This window comes from Psychrobacillus sp. NPDC096623, from assembly GCF_044762655.1.
Lineage (GTDB): Bacteria > Bacillota > Bacilli > Bacillales_A > Planococcaceae > Psychrobacillus.
In genome coordinates this window covers 38,001-54,193 of sequence record NZ_JBIWER010000002.1, presented here as the reverse complement: position 1 = coordinate 54,193, position 16,193 = coordinate 38,001, and the positions used below count along the sequence as shown (strand labels likewise).

General features: G+C 34.2%; 16 protein-coding genes and 1 pseudogene. 5 read left to right on the top strand and 12 right to left on the bottom strand.

The window, feature by feature from the left end; translation table 11 throughout:
* Positions 1 to 49 precede the first annotated feature (49 nt).
* The 6 genes from ACIQX2_RS04945 to ACIQX2_RS04920 form a co-directional block, all read right to left on the bottom strand.
* Entirely contained in the window at positions 50 to 1,279 is a 1,230-nt protein-coding gene (locus ACIQX2_RS04945) for an MFS transporter (RefSeq protein ID WP_402847545.1), read from the bottom strand.
* A 413-nt stretch (positions 1,280 to 1,692) separates the two neighbouring features.
* Positions 1,693 to 2,616, bottom strand: a complete 924-nt coding sequence (locus tag ACIQX2_RS04940; protein ID WP_402847544.1) for a phosphotransferase enzyme family protein — start codon at positions 2,614 to 2,616, stop codon at positions 1,693 to 1,695.
* Positions 2,617 to 2,973: 357 nt separating this feature from the next.
* Positions 2,974 to 3,690, bottom strand: a complete 717-nt coding sequence (locus tag ACIQX2_RS04935; RefSeq protein ID WP_402847543.1) for an alpha/beta fold hydrolase — start codon at positions 3,688 to 3,690, stop codon at positions 2,974 to 2,976.
* A gap of 294 nt (positions 3,691 to 3,984) precedes the next feature.
* Positions 3,985 to 4,833 carry a zf-HC2 domain-containing protein gene (locus ACIQX2_RS04930; RefSeq protein ID WP_402847542.1) on the bottom strand — a complete coding sequence of 283 codons (849 nt, stop codon included), beginning with the start codon at positions 4,831 to 4,833 and terminating at the stop codon, positions 3,985 to 3,987.
* Positions 4,823 to 5,305 (bottom strand): RNA polymerase sigma factor, encoded by a 483-nt coding sequence (locus tag ACIQX2_RS04925; protein ID WP_402847541.1) that lies wholly within the window; start codon positions 5,303 to 5,305, stop codon positions 4,823 to 4,825. Before ACIQX2_RS04925 ends, ACIQX2_RS04930 begins: the two co-directional genes overlap by 11 nt.
* A gap of 451 nt (positions 5,306 to 5,756) precedes the next feature.
* Entirely contained in the window at positions 5,757 to 6,161 is a 405-nt protein-coding gene (locus tag ACIQX2_RS04920; protein WP_402847540.1) for a hypothetical protein, read from the bottom strand.
* Positions 6,162 to 6,537: 376 nt separating this feature from the next.
* On the opposite strand from ACIQX2_RS04920, the gene ACIQX2_RS04915 reads away from it, so the two are divergent.
* A complete protein-coding gene (locus tag ACIQX2_RS04915; RefSeq protein WP_402847539.1) occupies positions 6,538 to 7,629 on the top strand; it encodes a CotH kinase family protein in 1,092 nt (363 codons plus the stop codon).
* Positions 7,630 to 8,013: 384 nt separating this feature from the next.
* Here ACIQX2_RS04915 and ACIQX2_RS04910 read toward each other — a convergent pair whose 3' ends face one another.
* On the bottom strand, positions 8,014 to 8,178 hold the full coding sequence (locus ACIQX2_RS04910; RefSeq protein WP_402847538.1) for a hypothetical protein: 165 nt from the start codon (positions 8,176 to 8,178) through the stop codon (positions 8,014 to 8,016).
* Positions 8,179 to 8,450: 272 nt separating this feature from the next.
* Between ACIQX2_RS04910 and ACIQX2_RS04905 the strand changes: the two genes are divergently transcribed.
* Entirely contained in the window at positions 8,451 to 8,846 is a 396-nt protein-coding gene (locus ACIQX2_RS04905) for a VOC family protein (protein WP_402847537.1), read from the top strand.
* 206 nt (positions 8,847 to 9,052) lie between these two features.
* On the opposite strand, the pseudogene ACIQX2_RS04900 reads toward ACIQX2_RS04905, so the two are convergent.
* From ACIQX2_RS04900 to ACIQX2_RS04890, 3 genes and pseudogenes are all read right to left on the bottom strand, one after another.
* Positions 9,053 to 10,052 (bottom strand): annotated as a pseudogene (locus ACIQX2_RS04900) (S66 family peptidase).
* A 192-nt stretch (positions 10,053 to 10,244) separates the two neighbouring features.
* A complete protein-coding gene (locus ACIQX2_RS04895; RefSeq protein ID WP_402847536.1) occupies positions 10,245 to 10,673 on the bottom strand; it encodes a YhfM domain-containing protein in 429 nt (142 codons plus the stop codon).
* 141 nt (positions 10,674 to 10,814) lie between these two features.
* Positions 10,815 to 11,378 (bottom strand): hypothetical protein, encoded by a 564-nt coding sequence (locus ACIQX2_RS04890; protein ID WP_402847535.1) that lies wholly within the window; start codon positions 11,376 to 11,378, stop codon positions 10,815 to 10,817.
* Between the two features lie 500 nt (positions 11,379 to 11,878).
* On the opposite strand from ACIQX2_RS04890, the gene ACIQX2_RS04885 reads away from it, so the two are divergent.
* Both ACIQX2_RS04885 and ACIQX2_RS04880 read left to right on the top strand, forming a co-directional pair.
* A complete protein-coding gene (locus tag ACIQX2_RS04885) occupies positions 11,879 to 12,136 on the top strand; it encodes a hypothetical protein (RefSeq protein WP_402847534.1) in 258 nt (85 codons plus the stop codon).
* Positions 12,137 to 12,167: 31 nt separating this feature from the next.
* Complete coding sequence (locus ACIQX2_RS04880) at positions 12,168 to 12,404, top strand: hypothetical protein (protein ID WP_402847533.1); 237 nt, start codon at positions 12,168 to 12,170, stop codon at positions 12,402 to 12,404.
* 573 nt (positions 12,405 to 12,977) lie between these two features.
* Here the strand turns inward: ACIQX2_RS04880 and ACIQX2_RS04875 are convergent.
* Together ACIQX2_RS04875 and ACIQX2_RS04870 are read right to left on the bottom strand one after the other, a co-directional pair.
* Positions 12,978 to 13,667 (bottom strand): GNAT family N-acetyltransferase, encoded by a 690-nt coding sequence (locus ACIQX2_RS04875; RefSeq protein ID WP_402847532.1) that lies wholly within the window; start codon positions 13,665 to 13,667, stop codon positions 12,978 to 12,980.
* A 14-nt stretch (positions 13,668 to 13,681) separates the two neighbouring features.
* Positions 13,682 to 14,794, bottom strand: coding sequence for a mandelate racemase/muconate lactonizing enzyme family protein (locus ACIQX2_RS04870; protein ID WP_402847531.1), 1,113 nt, complete (start codon positions 14,792 to 14,794; stop codon positions 13,682 to 13,684).
* Between the two features lie 88 nt (positions 14,795 to 14,882).
* Here ACIQX2_RS04870 and ACIQX2_RS04865 point away from each other — a divergent pair, with 88 nt between their 5' ends.
* Complete coding sequence (locus ACIQX2_RS04865) at positions 14,883 to 16,124, top strand: transcriptional regulator (RefSeq protein ID WP_402847530.1); 1,242 nt, start codon at positions 14,883 to 14,885, stop codon at positions 16,122 to 16,124.
* Positions 16,125 to 16,193: the final 69 nt, after the last annotated feature.

The window sequence follows — 16,193 nt, the reverse complement described above, 5'->3', positions numbered from 1 at the left end:
TCTCTTCTCAAATACTCGTTAAAAATAAAACACCTAGTGATACTTCTCACTAGGTGTTTGCTATGACAGGACAATCTTTCTTTTTTACCTGAAAGCTCTTTCTCCATGATGCAACTACGAGAAACAAGGAAAGCATTAAAATCCCACTTAACACGAAAAAGCAATAAATGATGAGTTCAGAGGAAACCATTTTAGTAAAGATAGCAAGTAATAGAATTCTGATTAAAAGGCCTAGTGTACGGAACAAACTATCGACTCTTCCTATTATATTGTTAGGAATATGGTCCATTAAAAAAGAGTTCCTAGCGACCCTAGTACTGCTATTACCTATTGCCAAAAATAACATTAGTGATAGATATACCGGTAAATTAACCAAAACAATTAATGATATAGCAATCGTATATACAAATACTCCGAAGATCATCGTCTTTTCATTTCCAATTTTACTGGATAATGTCGGTACGAATACCCCTGCAATTATTGCTCCTATTGCATAAATCATTCCCTCAATCCCATAAATACTCGCGTCCGCTTTAAATACATCCACTAGATAGACGGGAAACAAATAATTCGTTAGCATCACTCCAATAAAAGGCATGAAAGAAAATAATAAAAAAATAAACACGGAAGGACGCGCTAACATATATCTTAGTCCTTCACTTACTTGTGACTTAACAACTTTTTCTGCCTTCTCAATGGATAACCTAGCATACGGTAATTTCAAATAAAAATAGATGGCAGCACCGTATGATATCGTATTTAGTAACAAAATATAATGTAAATCCCATTTTACCAATAAAATACTAGCTAAAGCCCCCGCAATCATACTCGAAAGTTGCCCCTGTACTTCCATCGTTCCATTTAAGGATTTATATTGTTCCTTCGTAAATATCTCTTGATTTAAAGCAAACATCGTCGGATAAAAAATGGTGTAATATAAACTACCAATCATATAAATAATTGTATAATGCCAAATTTCATAGGATAAGCCAATAAAACCTATTAGGGAAAATATAAACAATAATGCAAAGCATATAATTTCACTTATAATTAATAACTTCTTTCGAGAAACTCTATCTACTAGATTCCCTACAAATGGTGTAAGGACAAAGCTTAATATGGTCATACAGATCGTTATATACCCAAATACCTTATTGCCATTATCACTTGATACAAGCATCCATGGTATCGCAATCATTGTTATTCCTGAACCAATAGAGGAAGCAATATTAGCAGAAATAATGAGACGAAATCGAGAGTCTTTGTATAGATCTTTCATTTGAAACACCCCTTAACTTATTCTTATTATTTCACTATAATTGAAAATTCAGCTATTTAGTTCAGTCATTGGTCTTGAGTCTTTCTCATACATTTGACGGAGGAATAAATTCATCTCCAAGCTCATTATATTTTGATGTCTTTTTTTTACTTAATTAAGAACAGAGACGCTTATTCAACTATTACGCCCGTTAGCGGAACAACTTTATTGTCACCCGAAAATTTAGATATTCTTTTTCTTGCACTATAAAAAAACCCCTTTGATATGGTAGTCAAAGGGGCAAAGCTCGTTAAATTATTAAGCTTCTTTGCAGCATGAACTGCAATAAACAGTTCATGTAATTTCATGATTCTTTTACCGTGATTCCTGAAAGGTCTTTCTTAATTCATCTGCAACACGAACTAACTTTACCTTTAGTCAAACCAAGGTGGAGTATCATTAATTTCTTCGCACTCCAAAGTTCTTAACAATTTGGCAAACTTATATAAGTTTGAATATCTTTGGTATTGCGGAAATTGAGTCACTACATCATTTTCTAGGACCATTTTCGAACGATATCCGTTCAAAAAAGACTGAATCAGTAGTTTTGAATGTGGATTATCATCGTCAATAAAATCATCAAGGGCTGTAACGATATCAATTGCATACCAATGGTACATTGCATCATCAAAGTCGATTACATTGAAACTATAATTCTTATTCTCTTCAAAAAAGATATTATCTAATTGGAAATCATAATGTATCAATCCGTACACATCATTTCCAGTAGGTATTGATTGCAGCCAAGTGTTAACCCTACCTAGCTCCTCAAGGGCAATAAGTTCAGTTGGATGCTTTTGAAATACACTTTCCATGAAATGTACTGTGTCCACCCAACTATTTCTTCTTTCAGATACAGGCTCGAAATTTTTTGACAAACAATGTAGTGAGCCTAGAGATTTTCCCCATTCCTCCATCTGTTTTTCGGTAATTGTATCGGAATCCAAATTAATGCCGTTAGCTGCACTAAAGACAACAGCAATATACGTTCCTTCAGGAGACATTAGTGTTTCAATAAGTTCTCCACTTAGTGATTTAATTGGTATTACAGATGGAAATTCATTTAAGTTTAAATATTGCATATACTCTAATTCAGCTTTTATTTGTTCAATAGAGTTATCCTGCTCAAAACTAAATCTCAAAAAATATTGAACTTGATTACGTTCAAAAGCATAAACAAAGTTTGAACTTGCACGCCACAGCTCCAAAGTTCCCTTGTCATGTTCCCAGAATTGAATGAGTCTCTTGGCGATCGTATCGGAAGCTAATCCTCGTACCATGTTTTCTAATTTCATCATCTCTTATTTTTCCTCCCATTACCTTTGAGAGGATGATACCTTATTTAAGAAGTAATCCCTCTCATTAGCATGCTATTTTGAAATTTTTTCTTTTTCAATATGTCACCCCTTCCATAAGTTTTGGCTATAAAAAAACAACAGCCAGACATATTCCAATTCTACATAAAATTACAAATCCCTTTTTGTAAATTCACAATTAGAAAAAGAGCTGCAGAAACATATCTGCTCAGCAACTCTTGCATCGGTTGTATAAAAATTATTAATTATAAACCTTATATCGTTTCTGAGTCACACTGTATTTAATATAAAATAATCCCTTTGTTAAACTAACCTGCTGCGTTAGTTGAAATAGAAGAGTTATACTTTCTCGATATTATTTATAAATACATCTAATACTTTTGTATATATTTCTGGTTGTTCAGAATGAACTAGGTGCGATGCGAATGGAATAATAGACACGTGAACGTTCTCCTTCAATAAAGGGTACAATAAAGCACCTTTTGTTTCACCCTTATTCCCTTCACCAACCATATACAAAATAGGTGAATTAATACCATCCAAATCTTTTGTTAATTGAAATGGATACCATTCATCATCTTGTCCCATATATATAAACTGTCTCCAATCAGACATATGTAAATTATCAAAGTAATTAACTACATCTTTATTTACCAATAATTCTGCTTGAGATTCTACATCTTCTTTATGCGTCTCAAACCAGTTTTCTGGCTTCTCAGCTAGAACTCCAGAAATAGTTAAACTTTTAACTTTATAGGGGAATTTTTTTGCGAAGCATAATCCCACTAAAGCACCTAACGAACATCCAACTATATGAGCTGATTTCACACCAAATTTATTAAGTGTTTCTTCCATATCTGTTGCAGAATCGTCTAGGAAATTTTTAAAATTATTTTCAAATGACTTACCATGCCCTCTTAAATCTGGAAGAATAACTTTATAGTTATTTTTAAAATATTCTCTCTGGTATTCAAAATCAGTTAAACCTGTTTGTAAGCCTGTATGAAGAAATACAATAGGTTCGCCATCTCCAAAAACTTCAGTATGCAATTGCAAAATCATCCCTACTTTTCTAAGTAATATTCGTTTAATAAACCTTTATAATGTCTACTTCGACACTATTCCGAAGATACCCTCTTATTGAAGTAAAGCACCGTTGGTGAAAGAAGTTACTATCAAATTCCTCCCAATCTTTTAAACGAAATTTATTTATAAACAAACACAATATCCGGAGTCAATATATTATTCATAGTTCAACTAACCAACCACACTAGTTCAATAAGAAAAAAGCTTTACTCCTTCTTGAAGTAAAGCACTCGTTAGTTTAACAAGAAAACCGAATTTTTTTAGTTAGTCCAAAATGTTTTCCACTGGTTTTGTAATACGTTTTTGAATTAGCCAGACTCCTAAAATGAACGCAGTAATGATGAAAAATACAATCGACAACTGAAATACTGTCCAAATAGAAGGTGAATAATATTTAATTTGGTGCGCATTTTCAATTTTTTCAAGATATGAATCCTGATATTCATATTGTACAATCCATTGATCGTTGGCCATTGCAACAGTTCCTAAATCATAATCGTTTGGAATGATAGACTCAGTAATCTTCCCATTTTCACCAATAACAAGTTCTGCTTGTGAATAATCTATTGGATAGAAATTTTTAGGACCTTCTTGTAAATATGTGACATCATCTATATTTTCAATAGTAAATACAGCCAAATGTTCCAGTTGCCCACTATATTTTTGGAAAACGGCTTGTAGTGCTATTTCATCTATATTAGATTGTGCCGATAATACGGAGAATGTCTTTTCCATAATATCCTGCTTTTGCTGTTCAATTACTTTTACCCCTTCTCGCTCATCGTTAAGTTCGGACAACACGTTCAGAGAGTATATAAAAAAACCGACCGTCACGAGGAATGCAACCCAAAAGGAAATACTTAAAAATTTCGTGAAATTTTTCTGTGCACTGAAAAAATGTGCAAGTTTTTGAAAAGGTTTTTTTTGATCTATGCGAGCATTAATTTCTGGATGCTCTTGAATATCAAATTCTACACGCATTTGATTCAGAAGCTCAGCACATTGTTCGCAAGTAGCGATGTGTTGCTCTATAAATCTTGAACTTTCCTCACTGCATAGTTGATCTATATATGATGGTAATAAATCACGCACAATATAACATTCATTCTTCATTCATATTCCCTCGCTCTCTTAATTTTAACTTTGCCCGGTAAAAGGTTACCCTTGCCCAATTTTCATTTTTCAGATGTATTTCTCCAATTTCTTTAAAGGTTAAGCCGCCCAGTATACGAAGTAACACAATTTCTTTATACGGTTCGTCTAACAAATGAATCATCCGATAAAGTGCAATTTTATTTTCACTTTCGACGAGGTTATTTTCTACTGAAGGTAATTGGTTCAGTAGATGTGGTGACTGCGGTTGTTTGATTTGTTTATCAACGTACTTATAATATGTATACTTTGCAATTTGACAAAGCCAAACTGACATTTTACATTCGCCATTATAAGTGTCGATTGAACGAACAGCCTGATAAAAAGTCTCTTGTGTTAGTTCCTCTGCTATGTCTACATTACGACAAAGGATCATTAAATATTTAAAAACTTGATCAGCATATTGTTCATAGACTTCCGTAAGCTCCCCCAATGTTCTACCTCCTTTCAACCTATATATCTAAAAAATCATCGTTTCGTTACAAACTTTTTTTATTTTTATCATTCGCTACATTTTAACATTTTTATATGTGACTATTAGAAAGAGCAAAGATTTCTTAATGAGCCAATAAAACAATAAAAAACCCGGACTGTTGGTTTCAACTTGTCGGGTTCATACAATTTCAGTTGTATCTACAATTTCTATTTATCCTTTTTATTTTCAAAGTTTCCAACAAATATTTATATCTTATTCGACTAAACTTCTGCATTAGTTAAATAAGAAAAAGGGCTTTACCCATTCTTAAAGTAAAGCACCCGTTAGTTGAAGAAGTTTTTTCGAGCTGTCGTATACTACTTTATAATTCAATAAAAATAATCTGCCTTTTGAAGACAGCTCACGTTGCACTCAATAGTGCTTTAAAGAAAATAAAGTGTGATACTCCTCAGATAGTGAAAAATAGCTTCGAAGATTTAAAATAACTAGTCATCCCAAAGGTTCCTTCTATTGCCGCATCCATCGCTATCGTAGTTAAGACGATTTCTCCTAGTGCGTCGTTGATTCTGGGAAGTGCCACGATTGTTGCTCGTGCGTCGTTGGTTCCGAGAAGTGCCACGATTGCTGCTCGTGCTTCGTTGGTTCCGGGAAGTGCAACGATTTCTACTCGTGCGTCGTTGGTTCCGGGAAGTGCCACGATTGCTACTCGTGCTTCGTTGGTTCCGGGAAGTGCCACGATTGCTGCTCGTGCGTCGTTGATTCCGGGAAGTGCGCCGATTGCTGTTCGTGCGTCGTTGGTTCCGGGAAGTGCCACGATTGCTGCTCGTGCGTCGTTGGTTCCGGGAAGTGCCACGATTGCTGCTCGTGCGTCGTTGGTTCCGGGAAGTGCGCCGATTGCTCGTTCGTTTGTTACTAAAAGGATCCTGGACCATGAAGTTACCTAACCCACTATCGTTAGCCAATTTGGCTGCATTCTGTATGCCGTAAACAGAAAAATTTGACATAATTAATCCTCCTTTCATTTATATTAGAGAAAGATGGTAAATCAATATCTTTTTTAAAATTTGTGCAAATACACATTCTTTCCCATATAGTAAGATACGAAATTGTTATATCAATAGTTGAGACAAACGACTACTATTTAACAATAATTAATAATTTCGAATCTTTTCGTGGTATCTCTCATTTTAGGGTCATTGAATATAATAAAAAAGAAAGGAAGAATTCCTATGGATAATGGTATGAAAATACCAGAATATCAGCTTTTTATTCATCCTATCGATTTAAGTGAACTTCGAAAAGATATTTGGATAGATGATCCGGTTTCCGCGAAGCTTACGATAAACAAAAAGAAATATGAAATCGATATTGCATATCGTGGCTCCCACATCCGTGATTTTCGAAAGAAATCCTATCACATTTCGTTTTATAAACCAAGTACGTATAGAAATGCCAAAGAAATTCATTTAAACGCAGAATATAAAGATCCTTCTCTATTAAGAAATAAATTATCGCTCGATTTTTTCAGTGAAATAGGGTGCTTATCGCCAAAGTCTCGATTTGTATATCTGAAACTGAATGGGAAAAATGAGGGGCTTTATTTGGAATTAGAGTCAGTGGATGAGTATTTCCTTGCGAATCGAAAACTACCAAAAGGTCCTATATTTTATGCGGTAGACGGCGATGCTAACTTTTCGTTAATGAGTGATCTTGATAAAGAAGTGAAGAAATCACTTAAGCTTGGCTATGAACAAAAATATGGGACAGAACAAGATGAATTTTATTTACAAGAAATGATTATTAAAATTAATACTATTTCAAGAGCTGAATTTGAAAATGAAATTGTGAAATATCTCAATGTTGATCAGTATCTTCGCTGGTTGGCTGGCGTTGTTTTCACCCAAAATTTCGATGGTTTTGTTCATAATTACGCACTATACCAGAATAGCGAAACGAGGCTATTCGAAGTCATTCCATGGGATTACGATGCAACATGGGGTAGAGATGTAAATGGGAAAGTGATGGAGGAAGACTATTTAAGAATTGAAGGATTTAATACGCTAACGGCAAGGATTCTAGACGTGAAAACATTTCGGCATCAATACAAAAACTTGCTAGAAGTTATTTTAAACAACCAATTTAATGTAGAATATTTGAAACAGAAAATACAAGGTCTCCATGACTTGATAAGACCATATATTCAAAAAGATCCTTATAAAAAAGATAGTATCCATTTATTGGATAATGAACCGTCATATATATTGGATTTTATTCAAGCGAGGTCGAAATATATAAAAGGGAAATTAGATACATTAGATTAAATTGTTACATGCTTACGAACTCCCCTTTCCATTTGGTAGGGGGGTGTTCTGGCTATGTCAAATTATCAAAACCACTAAAAATGCTCCTATGTATTTTTATTGTGCCATCTAAAGTCTTGTTTACAGGAACAGTATTTGTGTTTGGTTACACATAATACCCCCTGATATTACCAACTACAAAATAACTTTCCGTATATCAAATCTTATTCAACTAACCTGCATCGTTAGTTGAATAAGATTATTGTAGAGTTGAACCATACTATGTAAAAAAACCTCTTAAGAATAAGAGGTTTAAATAGTTGGATTTTCATTTATTAGAAGGTGAATGACCTCCGCTGATTCTTCAAGATTATCGAATAACTCAATAGTTTGACACTTGTTCACTTATTCTTCTTCATCATTTTTATTTTCATCATCTACATCATCCATCTCTTCACCATCATCAACGCCATTATCCTGGTCAACGCCATCCCCACAACCAGCCACTCCAGCAAGCACTAACCCGCCTGCCAATCCACTAGCCAATAATTTCTTTTTCCAATCTGCCATGTTAGTTCCTCCTTTAAATGTATTGGTAGTTCTAAAGAAGGTTTACCCTTTGACATATTTCTCTAAACACAAAGTTACTTGGAAGTTATCAACTTTATTACTCCATAAGAAAACGCTGCCCTTTTAAAGCAGCCGTTTCTTCAACTAAAGCACCCGTTAGTTGAATAAGACCGATTAGCGATAAACTATTTTCTATTCTTAATGAAACTTAAGAGGGATTTCTTAATTGAGTGTAGAAAAATATATGTGCAAACAAAACACAGGAGGCTACTATGACTAATTTAATTTCACATATTGCTACACTGGAAATACCAGTTACTAATTTAGAAGAATCTATAGAGTTTTATATCGATATCCTTGGTGCCGAAGTCCACTTTCAAGGTGAAAAAAATGCTATGCTTACTATGAAATCAAAAGGAGTTCCAACGATTTTCTTGGTTGAAACTGAAGAAATTAATGGATTATCATTCAGAAATACAAATACTAATATCGTTCATAGCATAATTGACTTTTATACCCCTTCCTTAAAAGAATTATATGAGTGGCTTGAAGGAAAACAAGTTGAAGTTGGTCCTTTAAATTTACAAGGCGAATTTGGTGGTTTTGGATTTAAAGATCCTTCTGGAAATTGGTTAAGTGCCTGCAATATCCTTCACCCAGAACAGTAAAAATTTTTTTTACTACTTAAGTTACAGGCGTAATTTTTTGCGCCTTTCTTTCTATTACACTTAATGAGCCTAATGCGACATAAAAACTCCCATTTTCTTATAGAACTAACCTGTCGCGTTAGTTCTATAAGAAAAAAGCTTTCCTCCTTCTTAAAGTAAAGCATCCGTTAGTTGAATAAGAACTTTACTATTTTAGGAGTGCAGCCTTATAACCAATTTTCTATGCTTACTACCTTTTTAGCATCTGCATCTAACTTCACTTTTTTACCTATAGCTAATGGATGCATCGGATGAGTGTGACATGTATCGAATTCAGCTAAAATTGGAATGTCGAGTCCATCTAATTGTTCAATCAATAAATCTAATGGTAGTTTTCCTGTACCTAAATCATCGTATAGTTCATGTTTACCTAAAATTATGCCAGCGACTTTTTCAAAAACACCATGTAACTTAAGCATTGCAAAGTTTTTCTCAACAACAGAAGCATTTTTCATACAGTCCTCAATTAATAATATGTCGCCATGCTCAATTGTTGGGAAATAAGGCGAACCAATAAATCCGTACATTGCATTTACAAATTACATTACCACCTATTAATCGCCCTTCTGCTACTCCACTATGCCCAGTTACCCACTCATTACGATAAAGATTTTTATCAGTTGTTTTTTCAAGCCAATTCACTGGCTCATCAGACCAAAATGATGGCATTGGAACTTCGTATGGAAGCTTATTTTCTTCCATGAAATATTGTTCAAAATAACGATAGGTATCATTTACAAGAGGCTCAAATTCACCAAAAGAGGGAATAAGAGCAGGACCATAATATGTTGTGATACTTGTTTTTGCATAAAGGGCAAGTAAAACAGCGGTTGCATCAGAATATCCAACGATTAACTTTGGGTTTTCCTTAAATGCTTCATAATCAATGTATGGCAACAAGCTATTTGAATTTGTGCCACCTATAGTAGACATAATCATCTTAATATCTGGATTTCGTAATAATTTATTTAGTTCCTCTGCACGTGCTTTGGGTGTGCCAGAACGATACACATCTGATTGCCCTGTCAACTCTCCTTCTACTATAACAAAACCTTTTTCTTCTATAAAAGCTTTAGAACGTTGATAGCGTTGATAGGCTGTAACTGTTGCAGGAGAAGATGGGGTAAAAATCCCGATTTTATCTCCTTTTTTTAAGCGTTGAACCATCTGATTAACCTACTTTCTAAACCTCTATAATCTTTGTAATTTCATTTTCCGTATTAAACTAACCTGTACCTTTAGTTCAATAAGAAAAAGGCTTTACCTTTCTTGAAGTAATTCACCCGTTAGTTGAAGAAGGATTAAAGTTAAAGCTCCAAGTTTTTTTAAAATATCTGTATCTGTATTAGTATTATCCAATCACAAATCAGAAAGCTCTTCTCCTGTTAATATTTCAAATAAAACAGTAGAATTCTCCTCATTTAGTTGAACATACTCATTATCACCTTTTACAACCTCCACTTTATCTTTATGTGGACTTATCCAAATTTCATACAATACTGCTTTTGCCTCTATTTCAGGATTTTTAAATTGAAATCCAAACCTGTAATCAGCAGGACGTACCATATCTACTTTGGCATTTTGCCAATCAGCCTTATCTAATATACCTTTCACCTTTTGAACTTGCTTATTATCAGTAATTTCTTTGAAGTCTTCATATTTATTTTCATCACCAATACGCATTTGAACTTCTATATTTTGTCCTTCGTTTTCTATTCCACTAGAACATCCAGTAATAACAAACAAAGTCATTGCCAATAAAACAAATAAAACCTTTGTAAATTTCATAATGAGCCCCCCTTTTATTAAGGAATTTAAGAAGTTGATATGTGAGGTAACAAATTTCTTGTTTAACTAAACTGCTTCGTTATTTTAATAAGAAAAAATGCTTTATTCCTTGTTGAAGTAAAGCACCCGTTATTTGAATAACTATTCGTACCCACCTTTGGACTCTGGGAGTGATTTATATTCACTCTTGCTTTTAATTATATTAAAGACATAATTTCTCAACTCAATTAGCTGTTTTGCATCGTTCGTTGGTTCGCAGTATTCCTCTGAAAATAAGTGTTTTACCGTTTCACCATTAATTATAATTTTCCATTCATCTTCTCCGTGCGGTTCTTGCATACAAGCCGTTCCGTTTATAGGTTTAGGTGTAAATTCCTTCGTTTCGGCTATATTAATTCCTTGCATGTTCTCATAAATATCTTTCATTTCTTCTTCTGTTAAGATTAACTCTGTGGTTGCAGTACCATCTGCTATTAAATCCTTAGTCACTGTTCCTTCGAAAGTATTAATTTCATTCTTTTTTTGAACACCGAACTGAATAGAAAAATCAAAATCACTAGGCATATCTTTTGGCATATTTTTAGTAGGAGAGCTGGTCACATTTTTAGTGTTGGTTTCCTTCTCTTTACCACTTTGTTGGCAGCCCAATAACCCTATTGATAAAAATATTAAAGACAGAATTAAGCTAAGTTTCTTCAGTATCATCACTCCTTTTATAATTAGACAGAATTTCATAGTTTTCGTTTCAATAAATCTTGTGTTAATTTGTTCAACTAACCTGCCCCGTTAGTTGAAGAAGGACTTTTCCGTAACTCCTTTTAAACATTTCTTCTGAACACAATAGTTTTTTTAATATCTACATCTGGGTACTCAGCAAAACTGATTCAAACGTGCATAAGAATATTTATAGACATTATTTTTTCGTTTTTTTATTTTTATCAAAATAATTCAAAAGGTAATAAGTAGTCCAAATAGGCAGCCAATTGCTAAACTAAAGCACCCGTTAGTTGAATAAGGCCATCTTTTCTATTACACATTATGTTCGCAATGTGTACATTTACCTTCCTATTAATACTTTCTAGAGAAGCATAAGATAGTTAATACCAACATTGCCTCTTTCAATTTAATCTTTTTCATATAAATTGTTACAAAGCATACAATTATGTTGAGTTATTAATTTTTTTTTAGTAGGAGGATACCCAATATTGTCAATCGGTGAAAGTGTCGATCAAAATCCCGATTACGAAAATCACGCGATACAAAGTGCTGTGATGGACGCATTAATAACTACAATTTGCGGTGCAATTTCAGACACATCTATAATACTTACATCAGAAGAAGATCATAAAGAACAACAAGGTAAAATAGACGACCTTAAAAATATGATACAACATGTCAGCGATTTAACTGAAAAAGTAAAGAATCTTAATCAACAAATTTACAAGAGCAAAGACATCTTTTAATAATTTGTCCGTATTGGAGGCTACTTTCTAAATGAACAATAGTGAAAGTAATAATAAAAATAAACAAAATTCCAATTCATCTATTCGTGCTGCTGAACTTGCTGTAATCGGCGAACTATTCTCGACAGTCGGTGAAGTGATATCCACTATATCCGCTGTCCTAGCATTAGAAGAAGAACGACAAGAACAAAGTGAGAATAAAAATGTGCAGGAACAACTTGACTATTTATATTCTGAAATAAAAAAACTAAAAAAACGAGGCAATTAACATAACCATTAATTACGGTTATTTATTTTTTTTACACTTAATTAGCAAGCATAATAAATTCATGTGTAGGTGTATAAAAATGAAAAATCGAAATGAATCTCGAATAGATTAAATCACTTTTTTAATTTGTATCCCATCATCATACTCACAGCTAACCAAATGAATAAGAAAACAATAGTATTTATCAACCCAACGATTCCAGGAGGTCCCCCTGTTACAAACCCAAAGTTAAAACTTATAACAATAAATGGGAGTTATATTGCTATTATAAGCAATAAATACAGAAATAAAATTTTCATCCAATTTATACCCCCTCCTTACCCATTTACATAAATATTCCTCATAATATCTCAACTTCGACAACTTTCTATATACTCCTTCTTATTCAACTAACCTACTGCGTTAGTTTAAGTAAACACACCTTCACAACCTTATGTTTTTTTAATATAAATATTCAACGAAAAATTATATAGAGAAACCTATTCTTCATATTCATTTATGGTTAATCAACCTTACCCTTTAACATAACCAAATCAAAAGACACTCCTTGAACTAATTCAGGGAGTGTCTCTATTAGATGTATGTTCCTTTTTCTTCATAAGTTACATACCAGGTGTTCTCTTTTTGTAAAATGGCTGTACCGATCCATCCATCCGCAATTAGTTGCTGCTGGTTTTCAATGGCATCCATAGGTATTTCTATAAGCTTATCTCCGTTATTACGTGCCACATGAATTTTTTTATAAAACACGTATCGAAGCATATCCCCGTATTTCTTTTTTAATGCGCCTATTATCATTCCTTGGCTTAGTTTGTCCTTTAAGCTAGCAATGTTGAATGGTGCAACTGTTGCGCATACATGTGTATAGGGTGAAGCGTCAAGGAGTTCCATGATGATTGCTCCAAGTTTTTTTTGCAAACCAAATCCTCGAAATTGTGGATGAACGTTCGTGATTTCTTGGTAAACTACCTTCTCAAGCTGCTCTTGAGACAGACCAATATCATAGCCTAAATGCTGTTCATCAACGGGTGGTACTGCCAAAGCTCGGAAAGCAATTAGTTCGTTGTCTACAAATGCTCCAATCATTAAGTTACGAACGATTGAGTCTTCATATTCTCCTATTGTTAATGGAGATAAGAAATTATCGTTTTCCATTGCTCTTAACACGATATGCTGCAAGCGTAAAATGCTATCCAAATGTTCTAGCGTCAATTCACGAACAATATATTCTTTATCTCCAAGCTTACCTTGCCATTCTTTCATGCAAACACTTCCTCTTATTTTGTCACTTTTGTAGAGAACTCAGTTAATTCCTGTAGTATTTCTTCGTCTACATCTATACCTAGTCCAGGACGTTCATTTAATTGTATAAACGGAACGTCATAATGTAAATTCCCAACATCTTTGGAGAACTTCAATGGACCCGTTAACTCTACGCTAGTAAATACTTTTTTAGAAAATGCTACTTGAAATCCTGCAGACGATCCAATAGAGGATTCCACCATGGAACCGATTTGACACTCGATGCCTGCCATCTCTGCCATATGAGCTAGTTTCATCGCTGGATAAATTCCGCCACATTTCATCAGTTTAATATTCACTTTATGTGCGGCTTGTTTCTCAATTAACTCGCGCATATCCCTGAAGTTTCGTAAGCCTTCGTCCATCATAAGAGGGGTACTTGTTTTTGCTTTTACTTCTACCATTCCATTGAAGTCATCAGCTATTACTGGTTGCTCTAGCCAATCTAGCCCTTCTTTTTCTAACAGACGCATAGCCATAATAGTTGTAGCGCTATTTTTCCAGCCTTGATTTACGTCTACACGAATAGCGATTTCCTCTCCGACTTTTGCACGCACCGCTTGAATACGTTTCACATCAACCTGCACGTCTGTCCCGACCTTCATCTTAAAGGAGGAATATCCTTCTTTAATCCTTCTATCTGCTTCCTCCGCCATATCATCTGGTTTTCCAATACTTAATACATGTGTGACAGGGAATTTTTCGTGATAACGACCACCTAATAGTTGGTATACAGGAACACCAAGTTTTTTCCCTACCAAATCGTAGCAGGCAATATCGATTGCCGCTTTTGCTGCTGGTGCCTGATAAACCGCTTTGTTCATTATTTCATGTAAGCGCTCAAACTCCATAGGATTTTCTCCAATAACAGCTGGCGCTAACGTATATTTCAATAATGCATATGTACTTTCCCAAGTCTCACCTGTCACATGCTCATCAGCAACAGCTTCTCCGTAACCCACTAAACCATTATCAGTTGTAAGCTTAACAATAATAGATGGCATATCATTATAAGTATGGTAACTTATGATAAATGGATCAATTAAAGGTAATCTAATTGCGTAAATATCTATTTCTTTAATTTTCATGTGTAATTTCCTCTTTTCTTTAAAAGTGTTATAGTTATCGGTATAGTTGTCGGTAAATAGTCGTTAAAAATTAGTAAGGGGTGCCGAAATGGTAATACGTATTGCTGTATTAGGATCAGTTGATTTCATCAAACGTTTAAGGCGGTTCGAGCATGAACTTTCATCCATTCGTTTGGACTATTATACATATGATAAGCCGTCTGAAGCAAAAAATATAGTTCAGGATATTAAGCCATGTGATGCAGTATTTTTTTCAGGATCATTTCCTTTTATCTACGCAACTGAAACTATCGAAAAACTACCGGTACCAGTTAATTATTTGAAACAAGATGAAACCGCTATCACGACCACCTTATTATCTCTTTGCTCTGCTCGTCCAACCTCCATCCAGAAGCTTTCTATCGATTTAATACATCCTGAAAGTGTACAGAGTGTTTTAGAGGATATCGGACAAACCAATCTAACACCTTTTTTGATGAAAATTGATACTTCTTTTGATTTGGATGAGATTGTCGCCTTTCATACCAATTTGCAAAAGAGTGGTGAAGCAGTACTAGCATTAACGAGTATTCATGCAGTTTATCAGGCGTTAAGAGACAACAATCTTTCTGTAATTCGAATGATTGACCCTAAAAGGTCTATTATTAAAGGAATAGAAGACACAAAGTCACTCGCACTTCTTTTCAAAAGTCAGTCTGCTAAAATTGCAGTAGGTTATATCCAATCAACTATAAATGATCCCGTTTCCGAGCATAACATTAAGCAAATTGCGGCTTCTATTCAGGCAACTATAGTAAAGGAAACAGATAATATGTATACGTTGTTTTCTACTCAAGGTGATGTTCAGGAAGCCTTAACTGAAAATACTGTTTCTGCCTGGATGAATTTTTCTTCACCACTCAAAATTGCATTTGGCTGTGGTAAAACGGTGATAGAGGCTACTCAAAATGCAAAAGATGCATTGTCTTATGCAACCGATAATACCGTGTACTTATTAACCGATTCCAAAGAATTACTTGGACCATATCCAAATAGTATTACGCAGGTACGTTTAAAAAATAATAAACCTCTACTGGTGCAAATAGCGAAAGAAACTACATTAAGTCCAGCAAACTTATCCAAAGTAATACAGTTTAGTCGTTCAAGAAAATCCACAGAGTTTACAGCCTATGACTTAGAACTCTATTTACAGGTTAGTAGACGTACGACGGAACGTATATTAAAAAAACTTGTGGATCATGGATATGCGCAAGTCATAGGGGAAGAAATGACCTATCAGCAAGGCAGACCACGCGCTATATATGAGCTAAACTTTCCAACCTATAATTAGGTGAATTATAACAACAAAAGGGGGTTCCACGAGAACCCCCTTTTTTATGTTTTGTGCTTGCACATTTTT

Bases quoted from the DNA above. Each gene is read 5' to 3' on its own strand.
- ACIQX2_RS04945 (WP_402847545.1), bottom strand. From the start codon at position 1,279: ATGAAAGATCTATACAAAGACTCTCGATTTCGTCTCATTATTTCTGCT.
- ACIQX2_RS04940 (WP_402847544.1), bottom strand. From the start codon at position 2,616: ATGATGAAATTAGAAAACATGGTACGAGGATTAGCTTCCGATACGATC.
- ACIQX2_RS04930 (WP_402847542.1), bottom strand. From the start codon at position 4,833: ATGAAGAATGAATGTTATATTGTGCGTGATTTATTACCATCATATATA.
- ACIQX2_RS04915 (WP_402847539.1), top strand. From the start codon at position 6,538: ATGGATAATGGTATGAAAATACCAGAATATCAGCTTTTTATTCATCCT.
- ACIQX2_RS04910 (WP_402847538.1), bottom strand. From the start codon at position 8,178: ATGGCAGATTGGAAAAAGAAATTATTGGCTAGTGGATTGGCAGGCGGG.
- ACIQX2_RS04905 (WP_402847537.1), top strand. From the start codon at position 8,451: ATGACTAATTTAATTTCACATATTGCTACACTGGAAATACCAGTTACT.
- ACIQX2_RS04895 (WP_402847536.1), bottom strand. From the start codon at position 10,673: ATGAAATTTACAAAGGTTTTATTTGTTTTATTGGCAATGACTTTGTTT.
- ACIQX2_RS04890 (WP_402847535.1), bottom strand. From the start codon at position 11,378: ATGATACTGAAGAAACTTAGCTTAATTCTGTCTTTAATATTTTTATCA.
- ACIQX2_RS04880 (WP_402847533.1), top strand. From the start codon at position 12,168: ATGAACAATAGTGAAAGTAATAATAAAAATAAACAAAATTCCAATTCA.
- ACIQX2_RS04875 (WP_402847532.1), bottom strand. From the start codon at position 13,667: ATGAAAGAATGGCAAGGTAAGCTTGGAGATAAAGAATATATTGTTCGT.
- ACIQX2_RS04870 (WP_402847531.1), bottom strand. From the start codon at position 14,794: ATGAAAATTAAAGAAATAGATATTTACGCAATTAGATTACCTTTAATT.
- ACIQX2_RS04865 (WP_402847530.1), top strand. From the start codon at position 14,883: ATGGTAATACGTATTGCTGTATTAGGATCAGTTGATTTCATCAAACGT.